The sequence below is a fragment of the Parabacteroides gordonii MS-1 = DSM 23371 genome, from assembly GCF_000969825.1.
Lineage (GTDB): Bacteria > Bacteroidota > Bacteroidia > Bacteroidales > Tannerellaceae > Parabacteroides > Parabacteroides gordonii.
Genome location: NZ_KQ033919.1, coordinates 4,034,372 through 4,056,187, shown reverse-complemented (window position 1 = coordinate 4,056,187; position 21,816 = coordinate 4,034,372). Strand labels below are relative to the sequence as shown.

The following is a 21,816-nucleotide window of genomic DNA, read 5'->3' as shown; positions in this document are numbered from 1 at the left end:
TTTTAAATTAAAAATTATGGATGGAACAACAAAAGTTTTCATGCTTGTTACTTTGCTGATAAGCTTGATGTCGGGAGCATGTACCGGAAAGAGCGGAAAAAGGGAAGTGAACGTTTATCCCATCCCCCAGAAAGTTGAATTATCGGGTGATTGGATCAAGATACCAGATACCGGTTACCGGCTAGAAGGGATCAGCCACACCGATACCGATGCAGTTAATTTGTTGAAACAATCTTTCCTGATAACGGAAAAGGCTAAACAGGCAATTACTATCCGCCCGTTGGGAAAGATGAATAATAAAATGCAACGTTCGGGGGCTTATACATTGGCTGTGACCGGAAAAGGTATCGATATAGGTATTTATGACGACCGTTCGCTTTTTTATGCAGCTCAAACCTTGTCGCAATTGACCAGAGACAATAAGAGGATCCCTGTCTGTACGATATGGGATTATCCGGATGTTGTTTTCAGAGGGGTTGTGGAAGGTTTTTACGGAACTCCATGGTCTTTCGAAAACAGGGTCGAACAGTTGCGTTTCTATGGACGTATGAAAATGAATACTTACATTTTCGGCCCGAAGGATGACCCTTACCATCGTTCTCCTTATTGGCGTGTGCCCTATCCGGAAGAACAGGCGAAAAATATCCGTGAGCTATTGGCTGAAGCTAATAGAAACAAGGTGGATTTCGTCTGGGCCTTACATCCCGGAATGGATATCCGCTGGAATGATGCAGACCGGCAAGCGGCAATAAAAAAACTGGAAAGTATGTACGACCTGGGTATTCGTGCGTTTGCAGTCTTTTTTGATGATATTGAAGGTGCCGGAACGGATGCTGCCAGACAGGCTGCCTTTATGAACTATCTGAAACGGGAGTTTGTCGATAAGAAAGGAGATATTCAGCAATTGATCCTTTGTCCCACCGAATATAATAAGGACTGGGCGAAAACTGATTACCTGGATATCCTGGGCGAAAACCTGGATCCGTTTATCCATATCATGTGGACTGGCGATAAAGTCGTGAGCGACATCACCCGCCAAGGGCTCGAATGGGTTAACAACCGGATTAAACGTCCCTGTTACGTCTGGTGGAACTTCCCGGTAAACGATTATTGCCTGGCTCATCTGTTAATGGGCCCGGTATACGGCCTGGATAAAAATACGGCTTCCGATATGTATGCCTTTGTATCGAACCCGATGGAGTTTGCCGAGGCCAGTAAAGTGGCTCTTTGGAGTATTTCCCAGTTCACCTGGAATATGGATCGGTTCGATCCGCAACAGAGCTGGAACATAGCCTGCGAGTCTCTTGTTCCCGAAGCCCCTGATGCATTCCGCCTTTTCTGTGAACATAATGCGGATATCGGCCCCAATACATGGATGTTTTTCAGGAAAGAGTCTTTCAGTTCGACTGATCTGATCGACAGGTTCGAGCAATCATTGATTACCGGGAAGTATTTGAAAAAGGAGGCCTTTGAGATTGCCGACCTGTTTATCCGGATAAAAGAAGTCCCGGGTACGATCGAAAGCAGTTCTTTGAACAAGCAATTGATAAAGGAAATCCACCCCTGGCTGACACAAACAAGAAATGTTGGAACAGCCGGTTGTGCAACCATGAGAATGTTGGATCTGGCCAGTAAACAAGATACCGAAGCATGCCAGAAAGCATATAGGGAAGTAAAAGAAGCACTGGATGCAATCGCTGTTTTTAGCCGGCCTTATCGCCGGGGAGAGCAAGACGGAGTCAGAAGCGGTTCGCAGGTTTTACTACCATTTATTCAAAGGATGTTACAGCATGTGGAGAATACCTTGTTGACGGACGAACGTCCCAAAGAACTTCCGGAAGTTCTGGCCGGTTCAAAAGCGATTGACGAGTTGGCCTGTTATTGCGAAGATGATGTAGTTGGCCTGATCCCTCATTTCCCACTGGTGACAATAGCACCCGGAGAATACTTCGGATTTCGGATTGAGAAAAGCAAACAACCGGTCGCATTGGTATATGATTTACGCAAAAGTAAATCCAAAGGACGTGCTTTACAGGGTTCTGTGGATGGAAAAGTCTGGTTTAACCTCTTGAAAACGGGAGCAGACCGGATGGATACTATTCCCATTCATGAGCCACGCGTGCGTTATATCCGCTGTATCAATCAATCACAGTCGGACATGTCGATAGGGATTGGCAGATTTGCTGTATTAACAAAAACAGGAACATTCAGTTACACACAGGAATAAAGTATTATTAAAAACTAATCACAAGATGAAAACGCTATTTTATACATTATTATGCATGGAAGGTTTCTGCGCCTCTCTATTGATCCCCAGTGGTGCGAAAGCCCAGGAAAAGAACACGATAGAAAAAAGTGCTTTCTGGGGGAACTCGGAAGCCTATCTGAACAAGCAGGCTTTCCAAATGTTCAACCTGATCGATCAGGCATTGACTGAAAATCCGCCCGTACCCGGAGCTCCGATGGTCAGAAAATTGGCTCTTTACAATCTGGATGCGATGCTGCATGAAACCAAATATGACGATAGCGAGCCGCTCAACGGATTTATCACTTCCAGGATAAATAAAGTGATAGCGGATCTTTCCTCTCCTGTTAAGAAAGGAATGAAAGTTTACAAAATATATAACGATGGTTTTATCGCCCGTACCGGCTCGGTTACTCTGGCATTCGATGTTGTCAGAGGTGCATGCAAAGGAAAGAATTTGATTTCCGATGCCTCGATCCAACAGATTGTCGACCATTGCGACGTTTTGTTCCTCACACATAATCATGGTGATCACGTCGATCCGGTAGTTGTCGACATGTTCCTGAAAGCCGGTAAACCGGTTGTTGCCCCAACAAATATATTACCGGAAAAGAAAGATATACAACATGAACGTTCTGATAAAATGATCGATAAAAAGATGAAACTGGATAAAAACAAAAATATCCGGGTAAAAATATTCCCCGGTCACCAGAGTGAGTTGATAAATAATCTTTATGTGGTAACGACCGATGAAAAGAAGACTGTCGCCCATATCGGCGACCAGTACAACAAAGAGGATATGGAATGGATTGTCAATATCAGCAAAGATATTCCTCAACCGGATGCATTGATCGTAAATTGCTGGACTCACCGGATGAGTGACCTGGTAGATGGTTTTAATCCGAAACTGGTGGTTACGGGGCATGAAAATGAAATGGGACATACAATCGACCATCGCGAAGCCTTTTGGTTAACCTTCCAGAAAATGGAACAAATCAGTAAGGATTATCTGGTCATGGGTTGGGGAGAATGGTATCAATGCCCTTAACCGGGAGGAGAAAGATGAATCAGAAATAAACAAACAAGCATAACTATAATTTATGACAATACTAAAAACAAACATAATAGGCTTGGTTGCCGCCGCTATGATCGTATCAGTTCCGGTCAGTGCCAAAATTCCGAAGCTGAAGGCAAACAATATCGACGAAGTCATCAAAGCCATGACGATCGAAGAGAAAGCAGACCTGATTGTAGGTGCCCGCATGTATCACCAGGATGAGAACGCGGCTCCCCACATAAAAGAATCGTGGAAAGTTGTTCCCGGTGCTGCCGGACGCGTTAACCCGGTTCCCCGTGTCGGAATTCCTTGTGTGGTTCTTTCTGACGGGCCTGCCGGCTGCGGCATCCTGCCTGTCGAAGGGGAGGAGAATTACTTCTGTACCCATTTTCCCATTGAAACATTACTATCCTCGACCTGGGATGTCGATCTGGTTAAAAATGTAGGGGAAGTGATTGGCAATGAAGCGAAAGAATATGGGGTAGATGTGCTCTTGGCTCCCGCTGTCAATATCCACCGCCATCCGTTGTGCGGCCGCAATTTTGAATATTTCAGTGAAGACCCGCTGTTGACCGGCAAGATGGCGGTAGCCTATGTAGATGGTGTACAAAGCAATGATATCGGTACTTCGGTAAAACATTTTGCCGCAAATAACCAGGAGACTAACCGGATGAACAATAACACGATCGTCTCTCCCCGCGCACTGCGCGAAATCTATCTGAAAGCTTTCGAAATGGTGGTTAAAGAGAGCCAGCCGTGGACTATTATGAGTTCGTACAACCGTATTAACAATGTATACGCTTCAGAAAATCCGGAGCTGATCACCACTTTACTACGTGACGAATGGGGATTTAAAGGTGCCGTGATGACCGACTGGTGGGGAGGCGCTGACGGTGCCGCCCAGATGATTGCCGGAAACGATATGATCGAACCGGGCACAAAGGAGCAGGCAGCCCATATCATCAACGGTGTGAAAAACGGTACACTCGATGAAGCGATAGTCGACCGTAATGTCAGACGCATCCTTGAACTGATCGTTAAGACACCCCGTTTCAAGGGTTATAAATACGCTAACAATCCCGATATGAAAGCTCATGCCGCCATAACCCGACAGTCGGCAACCGAAGGAATGGTTCTTCTAAAGAATGATAATCAGGCTCTCCCCTTGTCTTCCAAAGACAGAAACGTAGCTCTGTTCGGCGCTGTCTCCTATAACTTTTTCTCTGGAGGAACCGGTTCGGGCGATATCAACCGCCCTTATGTCGTATCGCTGCTCGACGGATTAAAAAACCAGCATATCGTTGTTGACGACAATATCAAAGCGATCTACCAGGCCTACAACAAACCGAAAGAGCAGGGTGAGCAAAAACGTGTCGAAGAAATGCCAATGGATACTGCCATCATCAAATATGCAGCCCAAAACAACGATATGGCTATCATCACGTTCGGTCGTATCTCCGGTGAGTATATCGATCGCGTTTCTTCCGACTTCTTCCTGTCTGAAACGGAACAGGAATTAGTCAAGAATGTAACCCGTATCTTCCACAATGAAAATAAGAAAGTAGTTGTCGTACTCAATATCGGCGGTGTTATCGAGACTCAAAGCTGGAAAGACATGCCCGATGCTATCCTGCTTTCATGGCAAGCCGGACAAGAGGGGGGAAACTCGGTAGCCGATATTCTCACCGGCCATGCAAATCCATCCGGCAAGCTGCCTATGACCTTCCCGGTTACACTAAGCGATCACTGGAGCTCACTGAACTTTCCGATCGATCAGAAGATCGACCGTCGCTGGTCGGTTAAGACAGGTTTAACCCACGACACTAAAAATGTGGATTATACTGTTTATGAGGAAGGTATCTATGTCGGTTACCGTTGGTTCGACACAAAGGACTTGCAGGTGAGTTATCCTTTTGGTTACGGTCTGAGCTATACCACGTTTGAATATGGCAGGCCTTCGGTGAAACGCGATGGCGAAAAGGTGATCATTGAAGTTGCCATAAAAAACACCGGGAAGGTAGCCGGAAAAGAGGTTGTACAGCTTTATGTGGAAGCTCCTCCCGGCAAATTAGACAAGCCGGTACACGAACTAAAGTCATTTGGTAAAACCAAACTGTTACAACCCGGCGAAAGCCAGATGATTACTCTCTCTGTCAACCCCGATGATCTGGCTTCATTCGACGAAGAAACGAGTGCCTGGGTAACCGATGGGGGTAAATATAAGTTTGTCGTAGCTGCCTCGTCCCGCAATCCCCGTGGCGATGTGATGGTTGATGTCAGTCCTTCGACACGCAAGGTTAACAATGTACTCAATTTACCTGCTGCATTTAAAAAGTAATCAGTAACCAACAGGTAATACAAATAAAAAAGGGAGTCATCCGACTCCCCTTTTTACATGACCAAATAACCACAGAATGTTCATTTGGCAAACAACTCCTTATTTATAATTCAGAATATCACTGATTACAGGATACCCTGTGCCATCATACCTTTTGCAACTTTCATGAAACCTGCAACGTTTGCACCTTTCACGTAGTTGATATAACCATCCTTTGAACCGTATTTTACACATTGTTCGTGGATAGACTTCATAATACCTTTCAGTTTTTCATCAACTTCTTCTCTTGTCCAGCTCAGCTTCATGGCATTCTGAGTCATTTCCAGACCCGATACGGAAACACCACCAGCGTTAGCTGCCTTACCCGGAGCATACAGGATCTTAGCTTCCAGGAATGCATCGATAGCATCCGGAGTAGAAGGCATGTTTGCTCCTTCAGATACTGCGAAACAACCGTTTGCCAACAATGCCTTTGCATCGTCACCAGTCAATTCATTCTGAGTAGCACTCGGCATCGCGATATCGCATTTTTCACCCCAGGGGCGAGCACCTTGTACATACTTGCAACCATATTTTTCTGCATATTCGCGGATACGTCCACGGTATAGGTTCTTCAATTCCATGATATAATCCAGTTTTTCGCGGTCGATGCCTTCCGGATCATAGATATAACCGTCAGAGTCTGACATGGTAACCGGTTTAGCACCCAGTTCGATCAACTTTTCAACCGTATACTGAGCTACGTTACCAGAACCCGATACAGCTACCACTTTACCTTTGATATCGATATTACGAGTCTTCAGCATTTCCAGCAGGAAGTAAACATTACCGTAACCTGTTGCTTCCGGGCGGATCAATGAACCACCGAACTCAATACCTTTACCAGTAAATGTACCTGTATTTTCACGAGCCAGTTTCTTATACATGCCATACATGTAAGCCACTTCACGACCACCTACACCGATATCACCGGCAGGAACATCTGTGTCCGGGCCAATATGACGCCATAATTCCAATACAAATGCCTGGCAGAAACGCATGATTTCAGCATTTGATTTGCCACGCGGGCTGAAGTCGGCACCACCTTTACCACCACCCATCGGAAGTGTTGTCAGTGAGTTCTTGAAAGTCTGTTCGAAAGCTAAGAACTTAAGGATAGACTGATTTACCGAAGCATGGAAACGGATACCGCCTTTGTACGGGCCGATCGTGTTGTTATGCTGGATACGATAACCCATGTTTGTCTGTACCTGTCCTTTATCGTCTGTCCATGTTACACGGAAAGAGAAAATACGATCGGGGATACAAAGACGTTCAATCAGGTTGCTTTTTTCGAATTCGGGATGTTCGTTATAAGCTTCTTCGATTGTGCCTAAAACTTCGGCTACTGCCTGATGATACTCGGGTTCGTTAGGAAATCTTCTTTTTAAGTTGTCTAAAACTTCATTTGCCTTCATAGAACTGTTTATTTAGAATGTTATACCATTTTGCTATTTCACGCTGTTCTTTTAACAACGTCGCAAAGGTAAGCCATTTTTTCACACCAGCAAATATTTGAAAGAAAAAATGATAAAAAAATATCATTTCGATATTTTAAGAGGACAAATGTGACTAAATGCTATTCATCCCTACGCTTTATGTTCTTATAGACAGGAACGAACACAATGATAGCTGATGCGACCAGGGCAAAGATGACATCAAAGGTTATCTTTTCACTGTATGTAAGCAGCATGTAGGCCAAAACGCCCCATAATAAAGTGAGACATACCGCCTGACTATTTGTTATCTTTCTACGAGCCATTAATTACATTTGTTTAGTTAGAGGATAGTTCTGATCCCAAAAAGATCAATAATGCCAAAAACACAGCAATAACCACCAATAAGATGACAATTTGTTTCTCCAGCGTGAAGTTCCGCAGAAAAGGGATATGTCGCGCCCATCCGGCAACGGCACGTATCTGTTCGGGTTCCTCGTCTTCTGCAGGGATATCATAGCCACCCTCCTTCATAACCTCCAGAGCACGTGGCACATCGCTTTCCAATATTTCCACACGGGCACCGCCAATATCCATATAACCGGCAAACATCTGACTACTGTATTCGTTCCTCAGATAGCATTCGATCTCCTCCGATTTGAGCAAAGCCATCAATGTCTGAGCTTCCGCCGGATATTGGAACCGGGCTATTTCTACCATCTTATCCATGAGCTTGTCTTTTGTGCAAAGAAAGTGATTTTGACTTACATAAGCAAGTTTTCAGCGATACCCGTTGCCTGGCGGATACGATCTGCCATCCCGATACCGCCTTTTATATTACCGCCCAGAATCAATCCCGGGTATTGCGCTTCCAGTTTGTCGATCGTTGCAAAACGTTCACCGCTACTCAACTCATACTGAGGAATAGCACGCGGGTGACGAAAGATACGGATCATATCCGGCTGCACATCGATCGGAAATTTCAGCATGGCATGGAACTCGTGGATGATCAATGCTTTTAGTTCATTATCTTCCAGGCGGGTAAGCTTCTCATGCTTCACTCCTCCGATAAAGAATGAAAAGAGAGCGCCCTCTTTCGGAGCACGGTCATCAAAACAGGCGGCAGGGAAAAGAATTCCCAGGACATCTTTCTGCTCACAGGAAGGAACCAGGCCACCAAAGGCGTTGAAACGGAGTTTTCCGGTATTCCGAATGCCGACACTCGCCTGTACGACCGGCGCATATTTCAGGTTGCTGATCTTATTCATATCTTCTTCCGCGATAAAAGGAAGCAGTTCCGGCAAGGCATATGCTCCGGTTGTCGTTATCACCTTATCCGCACGGATCGTTTGCTCTCCTTCAGAAGTGGTATAGGTGGCTATCCATCCTTTCTCTACCGGACGGATCGTTATACCGAAGGCAGACAGGGTTATTTTACTTTCACCGATAGCACGGGCCATTGCACGGGTCAGGTTATCCAGACCTCCGGCTGCGGAAAAGACCTTTTTGGTTGCCAATCGGTCACGGTCGGTCTTGGGCAGGCGGGCTTTCGCAATCGTTCCTTTGATAAAACCTCCGTACTGCTGCTCCAGATTATAGAGTTTGGGCAAAGCATAACGGGTGACCAACGTCATCGGGTTGCCGGCATATACGCCCGACAGGAACGGATCGACCGCATAGTTCAGGAAGGATTTACCTAACCGACGGGCGGCCAGTTCACCTACCGACTCATCCGGATTGGTTCCTTTTGCCCGGAAAGGTTCACCCAGGATACGGAATTTATCTCCCAGCGTGAACAAAGGGGTGGTAACTGCACTGAACAGGCCGGAAGGAAGTTCACGAAAAGAGTTGCCTTTCCAGATCAGGCGACGCTTGGCTTCTTCATGGGCTGTTTCCAACTGACAAGCAGGAGACAAGGCCATGAACAGCTCCGCCACCTCGGGATAAGACACCACACCGGTATTCGGCCCGCTTTCAAAAACAAAACCGTCTTCGCGGAAAGTGTGGATCTGCCCTCCCACCCGGTCGCTACATTCCAGTATATGCACCTGCTTTCCTCCGCGAACCAGATGGAAAGCCGTGGTCAATCCGGTCAGGCCGGCACCAATGATCAGTATGTCCGTATTCAATTGTCCCATATCAGACAGGTTTAGAGAATGTTTTATCAGAATGAAGCATCAGTTTATCCAGCGAAGCGGCTACGTTGCGAACGAAAAGGCTCCCTTCGGAAGTGATGCGGATATGATCGTTGTCGAACTCGATCAGGCCGTCTGCCGCAAATTCACGGAAACGGTTTTCGTCATAGGCGGTTGCAGATTTTACTTCCGTGACGGAGAGAGACAGGCGGGCGGCCAGTTCTTTCCAGTCGAGGGAGTAGTTACACATCAGTGTCTCGATCACTTCACGGGTGATCTGCTCGTTCCGGTTCAACGTGTATCCTTTGGAGATAGCAAAGGTTCCGCTTTCTATCCGTTCGATATATTGGTTGATATCTTTGCTGTTTTGCGTATAGGCGGAACTCAGCTGGCTGATACCGGTCACACCGAAGGCATATACCTGCCCTGTTGTGCGGCGGGTACAGTAGCCCTGGAAGTTACGATGCAACTGGCCGTTTTGCAAAGCGGTGTACAATTCATCGTTTTCAAGGACAAAATGATCCAGTCCGATTGTCTTATATCCGGCAGCGCCTACTATTTCTTTAGCTGAACCATACATGCGGCTTTTCTCTTCACCGGCAGGAAGTCCGGCTTTTTCCAGGATAAGCTGTTGTTTGTTTACCCAGGGGACATGCGCATAAGAGAAAGTGACCAGCCGATCGGGACGCAAGGCTACCGCTCTCGTTATCGTTTCCGAGAAACTGTCGACTGTCTGGAAAGGCAATCCATAGATGAAATCCATATTGATACGCGCCCCTTTCGAGCGGAGTATCTGAAAAATCGTCTCCACGGGAAGCAAGGAAGGACGCCGGTTGACCGTCTTCAGCACCTTCTCATTGAAATCCTGCACACCGAGACTGAAACGGTTGAAGCCCGCTTCGGTAAGCGATTGCCAGTAGGCCTCATCCAGATAACCGGGATGGCACTCGACAGCAATCTCCGGTTGTTCGATCGTATCAAAGCCGGAAAGCAAATGCTCATTCAGTTCTTTCAGATAGTGCGCCGGCATAGCCGTCGGGCTTCCTCCCCCGTAATGGATCTGGGAGATCTTACGTCCCGGAGCCAGACGTTCCTTCACTTTGTCTATTTCCTTATGCACAGCCGAAATATAACGTTCCACTACCTCCGGCTTCATCATCGGAAATGAGTTGCATCCGCAATAATGACAAAGATGGCGGCAGAACGGGATATGTACATAAAACGAAATATGCCCGGGCAGAGCCTCATTAGAAGCTTCTATAGCCGACTCATATTCCTTATTGGTAAACGCATCCGTAAAATAGTTTGCCGGCGGATAGCTGGTGTATCTCGGCACCGGCACATTATATTTTTGTAATAAATCCTGTATCATAATTATACTATTTCTTTCTCCTTTCTGAATACGATCAATATATAGATCAACGATAACGTAGCCAGGCTGACCTCAAAGAAAAACAATCCGTGATAGCCGGTATGATCGGCAATCTTCCCGCTCAATATAGCCATCAGCATTCCGCTCAGATGGGTGATTACGGTCTGTATCGTAAAGTCCGTGCCCTCGCGTCCGGGACGTACACAATCCATCGCTGTGGTATAAACCACGATCGTAGCCATTCCATAACTTCCCCAAAGCAGGGCGATACCGGCATACAACAGTTCCGTGGTCGGCGTTGTATAAGACAGCCCCAGGAAATAGAGCGTCGCCAGCAATACGAATACAGAAAACAGCAGTCGTCCCCGATGGCGTCCGATACGGCGAACGATAAACCCTCCGGCAAACGATGCCAGAAAACCACAGGAAGTCCCTACCACGCCACTCATCACCCCGATCTCTTTCATCGAATATCCCAGGTCGACCAGATAAGGTTTCAGCATAGCCAGTGTCCCGATCAGTCCCGAATAATACAGGAAAAGGAAACCGATCTGCTTCCATATCTTCTTTTGGGTGAAAAAGTAGAAGACATCGGCCTTCTTTGCCCGCTCGTGGGGTTCCTTCGGCTGGATCACGATCCCCTTGTTAAAGAGTAACGGAAGCAGAGCCACAATAACGAACAGAGCCACACACGGCAGCAGGCTGTTCCATCCCAACTGCTTAAACAACAGCAACAATACACCGCCCCCGATCATCGAACCGCCGAAGCTACCCATCGATTGCATACTGTTCGCCAGACTCTTATCTTTCCGGCTAAAGGAAAGTACCGCCAGGGCATCCGTTGCAATATCCTGCGTGGCGGAAGCGATAAATGAGATAATGATCAGGACGATGATCATATAAAAATCAGTCTTGAAATCAAGGAAAGCCACGGCAAAGATCAGGACGGCATAGATCAGTTCAGAAGAGAATATCCAGCGTTTATAATCGCCTGTCGTCACGGCATGGCGGTCTACCATCGGCGACCAGAGGAATTTCAGTATCCAGGGTAACTTGATCAGCTGAAGAAGTCCGATAGCGGACAACGAAAAATTCTCCTGCCGCATCATAACCGGGATAACGGTGGAGAAGAAACTCATCGGAATAGTCTGCGCAATATAAAGGCAGAAGAAGGTTCCGAGGTTGAATATTTTGTTTTTTTGCATCATATTAAAGTGCTATCGCCACACTTCCCCCGATCGTAAACGGCCGACCCAATTGCGCCAGCCCTTTTCCTCCCGACTCGAAATAGAAAGCGTTATAGTGGGTATTCGTGATGTTTTTAGCCCAGATTGCAAAGGTAGCAAATCCTTTGGTTGCAGAAACTTTTCCGCTCAATTGTCCATAGTAAGGCTGGGAAACTTTATTGTCTTCCTTCCAATGAATACGCCCGGTTCCGGTATAATTCAGACTGACCAGAAAACGGTCGATGTGGGTACAGGGATTCGACAGCGTGTAGTCGGCTCCGACAGCGAACGTATGCGAAGGAACCATCGGCAGGTAATTGCCGGAGTAATCGATGTTTTTCTTTTCATCGACGTATTCTTTAAATGTGGCATGCGTAAAGCCATAATTCACCTGCACCATCAGACCATTCACCGGGTTTCCCTGCAAAGTGACTTCCACGCCTTTGCTTACGCTGCGCCCGGCATTTGTCAACATCGATCCGCGACCGGAAGGGAGTGTCTGGCTGATCTGCTGGTTCTTCCAGTCGATCCAGAAAAGGGCGATCTCGGCACGCAGGCGGTTGTCCAGAAAGGGGTGCTTCCCACCCAACTCATAATTCCAGCTGCTTTCGGGGCGGAACGAACGGTCTTCTTCACGCTCGAAGGAAGTATTGAAACCACCGGTCTTGTAGCCTTTCGTCACCGTTGCATAGAGCAGGCCGGTAGAGGGGAACATATATTGCAGGGCGATCTTCGGGGTCAGCTGGCTAAAGTTCAGTTTACTGTAAAAAGCATCCGTCTGATTACTACTGCCGCCGGCATCTTTATAGGCCAGATAATCGGTTGAAGCCCGCTCATAATCGTATCGCAGTCCGAAAGTAAGGGATAGGCCGTCCGTCAGCAAGCTATCCAGAGTAGACTGGTGATAAAGGGCAAAGCCGTAAGTAGGAGTATCGTATAATTTCCGAGTACTGTATTTGGCGGAGAGGTAATCGAGCGTCACCGTATTATCGATCCCCTGCCAGAAACCGAAAGCACCGAACAACCATTTATAACGGTTGGCAGTAGTAGATTTGATATTGAACTCTTCCGATACCATCTTCTGTTTCTGATCCTGCTTGGCAAAATAGACGCTTGCCGCAGAAAAGTCCTGGTCGATCCCCTGATGATCCGAAAGATATTGGAATGCGGTTTTACTGCTCAGGCTGTAACCCTCCCCTTTATATTCAACCGTCAGGCCGGTGGTGGACATGGCTCGTTTGTAGAAACTATAATCGTTGTAATTGACATCGCCCGGCTTATGTGTCAGCGAGTCGCAAACGGCATACGGGTAGCCGCCCTGTTTGGAATAATCATACGAACTCATCAGCCCCAACGACAACCGATCCGTCGGCTTCCATTCCAGGCGGATACGGCCTGAACCGCTTTTCTGATCGTCTGCTTTCTTATCGGTAAACAGGTTGGTGAAGTATCCGTCGCTCCGGTTATAATTGGCGGAGAGGGCATACCCGAAGGTATCGCCGATCTTGGCGTAACGGGAAAGGGCATAATCGCGGTTACCATAGGTACCGTTAGAGATGAAAGCGTTCATCCCCTGATACTTCAACGGCGATTTGGTATATACGTTAATGATACCTCCCATCGTGTTGCGTCCGTAAAGTGTCCCTTGCGGGCCGCGCAGCACTTCCATCCGGTCTATCTCGGTGAAGTTGAAATCGAAAGCCGACTTTTCAAAGTAAGGGATGCCGTCTACGTAAAGCCCCACCGAAGGGGCATTGATCTTCGAGCCGATCCCACGGATATAAACGGGAGAAGTCAGCTTCGAGCCATAGTCGGGCATGAAAAGGTTAGGGATAAAGGAACTGAATTCCTTGATATCGGTAATGTTCTTATTTTGTATGGCCGTCCCTGTTACGGATGATGCCGACAACGGCTCCAACCGCAAATCCCTGTTTTGCTTGAATGATTGAACAACAACTTCGTGCAGATCGACCTGACGGACTTTCACTGTATCCTGATCTTCTGCTCTGACAGCTAAAACAGATAAGGATAAACAACAAGATAGGAATAATATCTTCATAACTTAAAACGCTACCGTAACTTCTGCCCCGATCTGGAACGGTTTACCTTTTTGTATAAATGAGTTATCGAACGATTCAAAATAGAATGCCTGATAATCCGTATTCGTTATATTGCGGCTCCATACATTCAGATTGACAGCTCCTTTACGGACACCGGCTTTACCGTTCAGCACGCCGTAGAAATCCTGGCTAAGATTATTTTCTTCTGTCCAGAAGATCTTTCCGGCTCCGGTATATTGAGCTGAAATTGTAAATTGATCGAACCAGCAATTATGAAGCAGTTTAGTATATTGAAATCCCAAACTTACCGTATGACGGGGTGTATACGGAATAAAGTTATTTTTATAATCCTTATCCACTAACTCTCCATCTTCTTTTACCTGCGTCATATAATCGCGGAAAGTAGCACGGGTAAAACCATAATTAAGATCAGCTGTTAAACCTTCAGCAAGAAGACCTCGCAAACCAACTTCAACACCATAACTATCCGCTTTACCTCCATTGGTAATCATACGGCCACTACCATTCTGAGCGAAAGTTGTCAACTGGATATCCTGAATATCCATATAAAAGAGCGTCAGCTCCATATTCAGACGATTCTTGATAAGTTCACTACGAACCCCCATTTCATAGTTCCAACTATGCTCAGGCTTAAACGACGCAACATCAGATACAGGAGGTAACTCCGGATTTTCAAACATACCACTCATTGCCGGCGGCATCATATTTTTTATTTCTTCTTTAAGATCATACTGAGCCTGTGCCTGTACCAGATCTCCAAACATCTGTACATTATACCCCCCTGTTTTATATCCCTTTGCTACAGAAACATAAGTAAATGTCCCCGGTGAACATTGATAACGCAAAGACACTTTAGGCAAAACCTGCAAGAAATCCTGAGACTCCTCTCCCTGTAAATGGGCTGTCACCGGGAAATCCTGATTAATTGCCGGCATGCCCGGAGCCATACTCGGCATAAATATATTCATCGTCATCCCCTTTACCGATGAGTCATAATTCAATTTCGCATGTTCGTAATCTAAGCGGATACCCGCCGTAACAGATAGACCTGGAATAAATAAATCATTATAAGTTGATTGATGAAATAATGCTAACCCATAAGTCGGTGTTTCAAAGTATCCAGGGAAATAAATTTGATTATTCTCACCTTTAACGGTAATCTTAGGCATAGGTATTTTATCAAATTGAGCTTGAAGGATTTCTTTTATACCATCTTCCTTAAACATCACCGGCCCATCCGTTTTCAAACTATTATAAAAACCATACGCCCCGAAGCTCCATTGATAATTCTTCTTATCGTTTGATTTAATCGCAACTTCTTCGCTCCAGGCATATTGCTTCTGTTTCTGATTCAATGTAAAGATAGATTTCTCCGTATAATCCTGATCCATCTTCATATCATCTTTCAAATACTGGTAGGCAGTAGTGGAAGACAACAGGATCTTATCTGTTTTCCATTCCAGATAAAGACTATTATTCAACATATTACGCAGATAAGAACTGGGATCGTTTATGCGGATCGGCTCAACAACACCTGATTCCTTATTATACAATCCATAGGGAAAGGCGCCCTGATCTACATGATCGTAGTTGAAAGTATATTGCGCTTTCAGGTTCGGATTGATCAGCCAGTCCAGTTTGAAGCGTCCGCCGGCCGACTGTTCCTTATCCGCACGGGTATTATCATATTCATTGACAAAGAACCCGTCATTACGGTCATAATAACCGCTGAGTGAAATACCGACCTTTTCGCTCAGTTTCCTGTAATGGGATGCCTTAGCCTTAAAAGCGCCATAATTACCACCCGAAAGAGTCAGCTTCGTCCCCTGATAGTTGAATGGCGACAAGGTATAAATATTCACGATACCTCCCATCGCATTACGTCCGTACAACGTACCCTGGGGGCCACGCAGCACTTCGATACGCTGGATATCGTTCAATTCAAAATCGAATGCACTCTTATCCAGATACGGCACATTATCCACATAAAGTCCGATCGACTGCCCGCTGCTTCGTGCACCGATACCGCGGATATAGATAGCCGAAGTCATTTTGGAACCGTAATCCGGCATATAAAGATTGGGAACATACGCACTGATATCTTTCAACGCATCGATCTGACGTCCTGAAACAGCTTGCGGGGAAAGGATAGATACAGATCCTGGCAACAAACGCAGGTCGTTCGTCTCCTTCGTCGACGAAGTGATGATAACCTCATCGATATTATATGTCTTAATAGTATCATTTTTGTTTACATTCACCTCATCGGCTTTCATCGTTTGCAAACAAAGAAAAGAGCCTGCGACCAGGACATACAGGTAGCGTTGTTTCATTGTATTTCGAACTATTAGTATTTTACGATTGCAAAGAAACGGGAAAGAAACAAGGTCCGCAATCACTAGATGTAGTGATTTTACACAGTAGTGTGACCTATTATAACACTATAGACCTACATATATCAGCACTATAGTATTAACCGAAGTATCACTATAGTCCTAAACAGAGATCACTATAATTCTATATCATCCCCCGAAATAATCCCGTTCATGATGGCATAGAAGGTAAGGCCGGAAACGGTTTTGATGCCGAGCTTGGCGGTAATGTTTTTACGGTGGGTAAGGACTGTGTTCAGGCTGATACTCAGCTTGTCGGCTATTTCCTTGTTGGTGATGCCTTTTACTATCAGTTGGAGGACATCCGTCTCACGGGTGGAAAGGTCTTTGTTGGTTTCACCGGAAAGATTAGCGGAGTTATCGTTGGTCATTAACTGCTGCAACTGCTCGATGATGATCTCCTGCGGAGCTTTTATCGTGATATGGTTGGTAGTGGAAACTCCACCTGCCCCTTCTCCCCCATCGATCAGTACGGTTGTTTTGCTACGGCGGGGAAGGAAAAAATCGGCATTCAATACCAGGGTTTCCGGTGATGTAAAATAGTAGTCGAACGTGTCGTTGCAACCCGAAGCATTAAACGCTTCGAAGGTAGGGAACCAGCATACTTCTACCGGCGGGAAATAGTCGGTAAGCAAGCTCTGAAGGCCAATGCTTTGCAAAGTATCGGATAGAATGATCGCTATTTGCCTGGTTCTGTGCATCAACAAGGATTATTTACATAATTTCTCCATCGCGGAAACCATCGGAGTAAGAATACGGTAACGGATGCGGTTGTGCTGCTTGATATCTTTCTCAAGACTGCTGATACCGAAGATCACAGCATAGCATAAATTCTCATTGTAATCGCCCGACAGATGCTTAACCATGATCCCTTTCAGGTCTGACAGCAGCGCTTCGATAGGATCTTCCAGCCGCTGCTCACCACCGAGCTGAAGCACTCCGGTTTCGCCCGAAGCTTGGCAACCGTTGATCTTTTCACTTAAAGACAGGCAATAGGGAAACCACAACTCATCGTCTTTCTGAATACGGCTGGTCAACTCTTCCTTGAAAGAGGAGAAAAATTTACCGATCAGGTTCAATGTATTGTTTCCCGGCGTACTCATAGAGATAAAAGAGGTAAGATGCCGCTCTATGTTCGGCAATTGATAACGTAAATAATACTGGTTGGTCTTGGTCAGGTAATCGATGATCTGTGATGTATGGAATGTCTGCAACTTCCGCTCCGGGAAGTACTCTTCGTTGAGGAACGTATTGATCACCGTCAGCAGGAAATCGGTATCCAGCTGATATTCATCACAGATAGTCTTCACCGACTTGTCACCCAATCCCAGACGGATACCAAACCGGTTGATCACAGGAATGAGTGAGGGATGTTCTTCCACCACCTCACTCATTTGCATATTAGGATATACTAAAGGCATAGTTTATGCTTCTTCCCATTGTTTGCGTAATAATTCAACTGCGGCCGGAAGCACCGTGTTACGGTCACCCTGGCATCCGCATTCGAAACTTACGTATTTATCATAACCTATCATCTTCAGGCCTTTGAAGCCGTCTACATAGTTATCCGCATCACCGTCTTCACCCGGCATGCTGCGTCGTTTGCGGCTTGCCACGTGTACGTGTTGGAGATAGTCGCCCGCCGAGAGGAACGCTCCCATGTCGGAAGTTTCTTCCCAGGTCATATGCCAAAAGTCACCCATGCAGCGAACACCCGGATTGTTTATATCCCGGCATACGGAAGCTGCATCGGCTACCTGACGCATATAGAAACATTCTTTACGGTTCAATGGTTCAAAAATAACGGTCGTTCCGTTCTGAACCGCATGGTTACCCATTTCGTTGAACTGTTCGCAAAGGAAATCGCGCGTTTCCTGGTTATGAGGAAGCGCCGGTACTTGTCCGTTGAAAGCAGGAACAATGATAACACCCGTAGAACCAAGCTCACCGGCTGCCGTGATGATCTCTTTCATCGTATCCATACATTGCTTACGGATAGCCGGATCGGTAGAGAGGATAAAACCTTCGAAGCCTGCACAGATGGCACTGACTTTGATATTGCGTCCGTTCAAAGCCTGTTTGATCTCACCCACACGGTCTTTCAGTCCGCGTCCGCCCGGTTCGAAACCGACAATACCCATCTTTTCCATATAGTCGAACTTCTCATTGAGGTTTTCACCCGGAGGAGTCCCTTCCTGAAAAGAAAGGTTCAGTTTCGCCTTGCTGTTACAGCAGGATTTAGTTTCCGGACATGTTTCCGGAGAAGAAGCCTTGCCGGCACAGGAGGCCAATGCACCGGTGCTTACAGCAGCTACTGCGGCACCGGACAATGTTGTTCTTAAAAAGTTTCTTCTATTCAGAGTCATATCTTATTTCTTTTGTTCAAGAGGTTTGCCAGGAACCGGAACGGTAAACGTACTCATATCCATCTTACCCAGATTCAGGTCTTTCGGAGTATAATCCAACGGAGAAGCAGTCATTGCATCCCAGGTTGTTTCAGCACCGGTATATGCCGATTCGCGTCCCATAATAGCAGCCATATTGGAAACGGCTGTTTCGGATGCCTGCTGAAGCGGTTTGTTACCACGAATACTGTTAATCCAGTTCACATGTTCCAATGTATACGGGTCAGTCTGCTTGAAGTTTGCTTTCTCTGCTTCGTAGTCGTATTTCCATATCACATTACCGGCAAGGTCTTTGATCTCCATAGTAGAGCTATCCCATGAACCTTTTGTCCCCTGAATAAATTCGCTTACATTATTCACGCAACCGTCGATCTGGCGGCACATACTGTGCATGTGGATACCGTTCTCCATCGTGAAGTCGATACTGAAATTATCATACTGGTCACCTGTAACACGACGATGGCGGGAACCGAAACCGACAGCCTTAACCGGTTTCAAACCGCTGAACCAGGTGAATACATCGATGTTGTGTACATGCTGTTCAACGATATGATCACCTGACAACCATTTCCAGTTTACCCAGTCTTTGATCATATATTCACAATCATTCCAGTCTTTCTGACGTTCGCGGAACCACAACATATTCTGGTTCCAGTAAACCGTACCACCGGTAATTTCACCGATCATACCTTCCATTACCTTCTTATAAGATTCCACATAAGGACGCTGGTGATGACGTTGTGTACCTGTGATTACACGCAGGTTCTTGGCATCCGCCTGTTTAGCAGTAGCCATGATCGTACGATAACCTACCGGGTCTACACAGATCGGTTTTTCAAGGAATGAATGTTTTCCTTTTTCCGTAGCATATTGGAAATGTACCGGACGGAACACGGGAGGAGTTGCAATGATCACAACATCTACCCCACTATCTATTACTTGTTTATAAGCATCCAAACCGACAAAACGCTTATCGGCGGGAATATCTATGTTTTTATCTTTTTTCAGCTTATCAGCCAGTTCATCCACTCTTTCCTGGAAAGTATCACCCAGTGCAACGATTGTAACACCGTTGGCGGCATTCAGGAAGTTGAAAGCTGCACCGGAACCACGTCCGCCACAACCGATAACACCGGCTTTCAGTTCCTGTCCGTCGGTTGCCAGATCCGGCAATTCGGGAACGTAGTACGTTCCGGGTTCTTTCAGCGGTTTCAAAGCATTCGCCTTGCTTCCACCGTCACAAGAAGTTAAAACACTAGCCGCACTACCTGTACCGATTGCACCCAGTGCACCAGCCATAGCCGAACTTTTTAAAAATGATCTTCTACTGATACTGTTTTCCTTTTTCATGATATAGCAAATTTAAAGAATTGATATAATTTTTACACTAGTCTACTTTACTGATGCATCCGGCTCGCATACTACACGGAAACCGATGCCGCGTATGTCTGAGTACCACCAGATACTTTTAGGTTGCTGCGGGTCTGTCTTCAACCACGCATCATGTTTGGTATAGTCGCGGGCTGCCGAACGAAGGTCTGCCGCATCCGAAGTATAGTTACCTCCGCGTACTACCCATTCCGTTCCTTCAGTCACCAATGGATTTGTAACAGCATTACCACCCTTGCTGTAAGCTTCGGGATCGTATTTATCTGCACAATATTCCATGACATTACCCAACATATTCTTTAATCCGAACGGATTGGCTTTCACCAGATCCGGTTCCTGTGTCTTATTCTTACTGTTCTTGCTGTAAATGACGAACGAACTGATACTGTCGGTCTTTGCATCGAAGAACTTACGCCAGAAGCCCTGATCCGAGAAATCTTTCGGACTGCCGGAGAAGAAGTAAGGAGTTTCCGTACCACCACGGGCTGCATATTCCCATTCGGCTTCAGTTGGCAGACGGTATTTCTTACCGGTCTTTTTCGACAGCCACTGGCAGAATGTTTCAGCCGCATAATGTGTCATCGTGATAGCCGGACGGTCGCCGCCACCCCATCCCTGGTCGGGGAATCCGAACGGAGGAGTCGGGCCGGAGATCGCATCTACATCCGGATTACTGTTGTTCGCATATACAGTTTCGGGAGGTGTACGTCCTTCACTCATCGTACTGCCGTAGAATGCCCAGTACTGATCCCAGGTCACTTCCAGTTCAGCCATAAAGAACGGGCTGACAGTTACGTCACGTACGGGTTCTTCATCCGGTTTATGGAACGGTTCTTTCGAGGTGCTACCCATCTTGAATGTTCCGCCCGGAACAGCCACCATCTTAAACGACACCGGAGTGCCGGGGATCTGTTCCTTATAATCAGCAAAAGCTGTTACCGTCGTCGGTTCTTTAAAATACAAGCTTGTATCGATCGCTCCGGAACCGGAAGCCATACCCGGAACACCCGTCATCTTCGAGTGATTGTAGTTCGGGTTATAGTGTCCTGCATCCAGGTGGCAGCTGATACACTGCAAGTCCAGTTTCTTTTCATTCTCATCATAATAAAGGTGTGCTGTGATACCATCGTTTGTAATTCCTTCCGGAAACAAATTCTGGTGACACTCTTTACATGATTCGTTAGGGATATACTTTACGGCATGTTCCAACTCTGACTTTGCATTCCAGTCAAAATCGGCGCTGTCCTTTGTCATAAAAGACCACACATCTTTCAGACCCAGCTTTGCTTTTGCCGTATAATGGTTCCAGGTGTCGTTTTTAGGCGGAAGGTGACAGTCTACACAATGTACTTTCACACCACTACCGTTATTTACGTGTTTGGACAGTTTCCAGCTATTTTCCACATGCGGGTGTACATGACACATCATACATGACTCATCGGAAGAAAAATAGACAGAAGTATTGTAAGCCAGGATCATAACCCCGGCACCAAAAATCACTCCCAAAAGAAGCATAAAAGTCTTTCCTTTAAAGAAGCTCTTCTTTTTTTGGTCTGATGAATATCGATTAGAATTTTTGTTAGTAGCCATCTGTATTTATGGTATTCAAATTTTACACTTAGTCTAAGATTAGATTTAAAAATCGGCAATAAAAGTAGTATTTTCCTTAATATAAAGAAAGCATAACCGGCCTATTTAAC

General features: G+C 46.1%; 16 protein-coding genes. 3 read left to right on the top strand and 13 right to left on the bottom strand.

The window, feature by feature from the left end; all coding sequences use genetic code 11:
• Positions 1-16 precede the first annotated feature (16 nt).
• Genes HMPREF1536_RS15275 through HMPREF1536_RS15265 form a run of 3 tightly spaced genes read left to right on the top strand, consistent with a single transcriptional unit; the run spans position 17 to position 5,640 of the window.
• Positions 17-2,227, top strand: a complete 2,211-nt coding sequence (locus tag HMPREF1536_RS15275; RefSeq protein ID WP_052349755.1) for a glycoside hydrolase family 84 protein — start codon at positions 17-19, stop codon at positions 2,225-2,227.
• 25 nt (positions 2,228-2,252) lie between these two features.
• Positions 2,253-3,293, top strand: coding sequence for an MBL fold metallo-hydrolase (locus HMPREF1536_RS15270; RefSeq protein WP_225607922.1), 1,041 nt, complete (start codon positions 2,253-2,255; stop codon positions 3,291-3,293).
• Between the two features lie 52 nt (positions 3,294-3,345).
• Complete coding sequence (locus tag HMPREF1536_RS15265) at positions 3,346-5,640, top strand: glycoside hydrolase family 3 C-terminal domain-containing protein (protein WP_044191278.1); 2,295 nt, start codon at positions 3,346-3,348, stop codon at positions 5,638-5,640.
• Positions 5,641-5,765: 125 nt separating this feature from the next.
• Here HMPREF1536_RS15265 and HMPREF1536_RS15260 read toward each other — a convergent pair whose 3' ends face one another.
• The 13 genes from HMPREF1536_RS15260 to HMPREF1536_RS15200 form a co-directional block, all read right to left on the bottom strand.
• A complete protein-coding gene (locus HMPREF1536_RS15260) occupies positions 5,766-7,097 on the bottom strand; it encodes an NADP-specific glutamate dehydrogenase (RefSeq protein ID WP_028726115.1) in 1,332 nt (443 codons plus the stop codon).
• A gap of 161 nt (positions 7,098-7,258) precedes the next feature.
• Positions 7,259-7,441, bottom strand: a complete 183-nt coding sequence (locus HMPREF1536_RS28180; protein ID WP_028726114.1) for a hypothetical protein — start codon at positions 7,439-7,441, stop codon at positions 7,259-7,261.
• A gap of 13 nt (positions 7,442-7,454) precedes the next feature.
• On the bottom strand, positions 7,455-7,844 hold the full coding sequence (locus tag HMPREF1536_RS15250; protein ID WP_028726113.1) for a putative signal transducing protein: 390 nt from the start codon (positions 7,842-7,844) through the stop codon (positions 7,455-7,457).
• Between the two features lie 35 nt (positions 7,845-7,879).
• Positions 7,880-9,253 (bottom strand): protoporphyrinogen oxidase, encoded by a 1,374-nt coding sequence (gene hemG, locus HMPREF1536_RS15245; RefSeq protein ID WP_028726112.1) that lies wholly within the window; start codon positions 9,251-9,253, stop codon positions 7,880-7,882.
• A gap of 1 nt (position 9,254) precedes the next feature.
• Complete coding sequence (gene hemN, locus HMPREF1536_RS15240; protein ID WP_028726111.1) at positions 9,255-10,622, bottom strand: oxygen-independent coproporphyrinogen III oxidase; 1,368 nt, start codon at positions 10,620-10,622, stop codon at positions 9,255-9,257.
• A gap of 2 nt (positions 10,623-10,624) precedes the next feature.
• Positions 10,625-11,830 carry an MFS transporter gene (locus HMPREF1536_RS15235; RefSeq protein WP_028726110.1) on the bottom strand — a complete coding sequence of 402 codons (1,206 nt, stop codon included), beginning with the start codon at positions 11,828-11,830 and terminating at the stop codon, positions 10,625-10,627.
• A 1-nt stretch (position 11,831) separates the two neighbouring features.
• Positions 11,832-13,907 (bottom strand): TonB-dependent receptor, encoded by a 2,076-nt coding sequence (locus HMPREF1536_RS15230; RefSeq protein ID WP_028726109.1) that lies wholly within the window; start codon positions 13,905-13,907, stop codon positions 11,832-11,834.
• A 3-nt stretch (positions 13,908-13,910) separates the two neighbouring features.
• Positions 13,911-16,262, bottom strand: a complete 2,352-nt coding sequence (locus HMPREF1536_RS15225) for a TonB-dependent receptor (protein ID WP_028726108.1) — start codon at positions 16,260-16,262, stop codon at positions 13,911-13,913.
• A gap of 176 nt (positions 16,263-16,438) precedes the next feature.
• Entirely contained in the window at positions 16,439-17,023 is a 585-nt protein-coding gene (locus tag HMPREF1536_RS15220) for a response regulator transcription factor (protein ID WP_028726107.1), read from the bottom strand.
• A gap of 9 nt (positions 17,024-17,032) precedes the next feature.
• Positions 17,033-17,722 carry a hypothetical protein gene (locus HMPREF1536_RS15215; RefSeq protein WP_028726106.1) on the bottom strand — a complete coding sequence of 230 codons (690 nt, stop codon included), beginning with the start codon at positions 17,720-17,722 and terminating at the stop codon, positions 17,033-17,035.
• Between the two features lie 24 nt (positions 17,723-17,746).
• The gene (locus tag HMPREF1536_RS15210) at positions 17,747-18,688 is read right to left on the bottom strand and encodes a TIM barrel protein (protein ID WP_028726105.1); all 942 of its coding nucleotides are present in this window, start codon (positions 18,686-18,688) and stop codon (positions 17,747-17,749) included.
• Positions 18,689-18,691: 3 nt separating this feature from the next.
• Positions 18,692-20,077: a Gfo/Idh/MocA family oxidoreductase gene (locus tag HMPREF1536_RS15205; RefSeq protein WP_028726104.1), complete on the bottom strand. Its 1,386-nt coding sequence runs from the start codon at positions 20,075-20,077 to the stop codon at positions 18,692-18,694.
• 42 nt (positions 20,078-20,119) lie between these two features.
• On the bottom strand, positions 20,120-21,706 hold the full coding sequence (locus HMPREF1536_RS15200) for an SUMF1/EgtB/PvdO family nonheme iron enzyme (protein ID WP_028726103.1): 1,587 nt from the start codon (positions 21,704-21,706) through the stop codon (positions 20,120-20,122).
• Positions 21,707-21,816: the final 110 nt, after the last annotated feature.

What these genes read in the sequence shown, in the direction of transcription:
- HMPREF1536_RS15230 (WP_028726109.1), bottom strand. Translation starts at nt 13,907, where the DNA reads ATGAAGATATTATTCCTATCTTGTTGTTTATCCTTATCTGTTTTAGCT.
- HMPREF1536_RS15270 (WP_225607922.1), top strand. Translation starts at nt 2,253, where the DNA reads ATGAAAACGCTATTTTATACATTATTATGCATGGAAGGTTTCTGCGCC.
- HMPREF1536_RS15265 (WP_044191278.1), top strand. Translation starts at nt 3,346, where the DNA reads ATGACAATACTAAAAACAAACATAATAGGCTTGGTTGCCGCCGCTATG.
- HMPREF1536_RS15225 (WP_028726108.1), bottom strand. Translation starts at nt 16,262, where the DNA reads ATGAAACAACGCTACCTGTATGTCCTGGTCGCAGGCTCTTTTCTTTGT.
- HMPREF1536_RS15220 (WP_028726107.1), bottom strand. Translation starts at nt 17,023, where the DNA reads ATGCACAGAACCAGGCAAATAGCGATCATTCTATCCGATACTTTGCAA.
- HMPREF1536_RS15210 (WP_028726105.1), bottom strand. Translation starts at nt 18,688, where the DNA reads ATGACTCTGAATAGAAGAAACTTTTTAAGAACAACATTGTCCGGTGCC.
- HMPREF1536_RS15205 (WP_028726104.1), bottom strand. Translation starts at nt 20,077, where the DNA reads ATGAAAAAGGAAAACAGTATCAGTAGAAGATCATTTTTAAAAAGTTCG.
- hemN (WP_028726111.1), bottom strand. Translation starts at nt 10,622, where the DNA reads ATGATACAGGATTTATTACAAAAATATAATGTGCCGGTGCCGAGATAC.
- hemG (WP_028726112.1), bottom strand. Translation starts at nt 9,253, where the DNA reads ATGGGACAATTGAATACGGACATACTGATCATTGGTGCCGGCCTGACC.
- HMPREF1536_RS15250 (WP_028726113.1), bottom strand. Translation starts at nt 7,844, where the DNA reads ATGGATAAGATGGTAGAAATAGCCCGGTTCCAATATCCGGCGGAAGCT.
- HMPREF1536_RS15235 (WP_028726110.1), bottom strand. Translation starts at nt 11,830, where the DNA reads ATGATGCAAAAAAACAAAATATTCAACCTCGGAACCTTCTTCTGCCTT.
- HMPREF1536_RS28180 (WP_028726114.1), bottom strand. Translation starts at nt 7,441, where the DNA reads ATGGCTCGTAGAAAGATAACAAATAGTCAGGCGGTATGTCTCACTTTA.
- HMPREF1536_RS15275 (WP_052349755.1), top strand. Translation starts at nt 17, where the DNA reads ATGGATGGAACAACAAAAGTTTTCATGCTTGTTACTTTGCTGATAAGC.
- HMPREF1536_RS15260 (WP_028726115.1), bottom strand. Translation starts at nt 7,097, where the DNA reads ATGAAGGCAAATGAAGTTTTAGACAACTTAAAAAGAAGATTTCCTAAC.
- HMPREF1536_RS15200 (WP_028726103.1), bottom strand. Translation starts at nt 21,706, where the DNA reads ATGGCTACTAACAAAAATTCTAATCGATATTCATCAGACCAAAAAAAG.
- HMPREF1536_RS15215 (WP_028726106.1), bottom strand. Translation starts at nt 17,722, where the DNA reads ATGCAAATGAGTGAGGTGGTGGAAGAACATCCCTCACTCATTCCTGTG.